This is a genomic window from Endozoicomonas sp. G2_2 (assembly GCF_017744135.1).
Taxonomy (GTDB): Bacteria; Pseudomonadota; Gammaproteobacteria; order Nevskiales; family Salinisphaeraceae; genus Salinisphaera.
The window spans coordinates 1-1,310 of record NZ_JAGHQU010000029.1; the positions used below are offsets into that span (position 1 = coordinate 1).

General features: G+C 64.6%; 1 protein-coding gene and 1 other annotated feature. The gene reads right to left on the reverse strand.

Annotation, left to right across the window (positions count from 1 at the left end; translation table 11 throughout):
• Positions 1-39 precede the first annotated feature (39 nt).
• Positions 40-1,259, reverse strand: a protein-coding gene (locus J7355_RS17570; protein ID WP_209065054.1) for an IS3 family transposase whose coding sequence is annotated in 2 segments (ribosomal slippage) — positions 40-974 and positions 974-1,259 — 1,221 coding nt in all. Because the reading frame shifts where the segments join, the coding sequence is not laid out codon by codon here.
• Positions 865-981 (reverse strand) — a sequence feature (AL1L pseudoknot). It overlaps the preceding gene by 117 nt.
• Positions 1,260-1,310 lie beyond the last annotated feature (51 nt).

A 1,310-nucleotide genomic window follows, 5' to 3' on the forward strand; every position in this document is an offset into this window, starting at 1 on the left:
TGAATCACCCCGGGATTACCGGAGGCTCGTGGGTTTGAGTCATGCCGCCTCGGCAGACTCGGTGAGTGTGGCATAGAAGTGTTTTTCCGCCTCGGCCGGCGGGATGTCGCCGATCGGTCCCAGCAGGCGCTGCTGATTGAACCAGTCGACCCAGTCCAGGGTGGCGAACTCGACGGCTTGCAGATTCGGCCACGGGCCGCGATGGCGGATCACTTCGGTCTTGAACAGCCCAATGACGGTTTCGGCCAGCGCGTTATCGTACGAGTTGCCGACCCGTCCGACCGACGGCGTGATGCCGATTTCGGCGAGCCGCTCGCTGTATCGAATCGACAGATATTGCACGCCGCGGTCGGTATGTTGAATCAGGCCCTGGGTCGGCTGCCGGTCATGGATGGCCTGCTCGAGGGCATCGAGTACAAGGCCCGTGTTCGGCGCCCCCGACGTACGCCAGCCGACGATGCGGCGGGCAAACACGTCGATCACGAAGGCGACGTAGACAAAGCCGCGCCAGGTGGCCACGTACGTGAAGTCCGCCACCCAGAGCCGGTTGGGCGCGTCGGCGGTGAAATCGCGCCGGACATGATCGTTCGGGGCGGCCTGGCGCGGATCCGAATGCGTGGTGCGCGGCGCGCGCCCGCGCACCACCCCGCGCAGGCCCATATCCCGCATCAGCCGCTCGACGGTGCAGCGGGCCACGGACCAGCGTTGCCGATGCAACTCACGCCAGACCTTGCGCGCGCCATACACACACCGGTTGTCATGCCAGACTTGGTCGATCGCCTCGGACACGGCGGTGTCGCGCTGGGCGCGTACCGAACGCCGCGTGGCATCGGCCTGCTGGGTCTTGGCGTCGTAATAGGTCGACGGTGCGATCGGCACTATCCGGCAGATCGGCTCGACACCGTAAACCCGACGATGGTCGTCGATGAAATCGACCATCACTTGCCTCGGCGGTCGAGCTCCGCCTGGGCAAAATACGCAGAGGCCTTGCGCAGGATCTCATTGGCGCGCTTCAACTCGCGGTTCTCGCGCTCAAGCGCTTTGACGCGCTCACGTTCTTCTGTGGTCTGGCCATCGCGCAGCCCGCGATCACGCTCGGCCTGGCGTACCCAGTTACACAGCGTCTGAGCGGTGCATCCGAACTTGCCCGCAATCGAGCCGATCGCCGCCCACTGCGAGGCGTACTCGCCCTGATGATCGAAGACCATCCGAACCGCACGCTGGCGAACTTCCGGGGAATAACGTTTGCTTGCTTTCATGGCTCCAGTCTCTCAAGAGTTGGAGCCTCCGACGAACCCGGGGCGATTCAG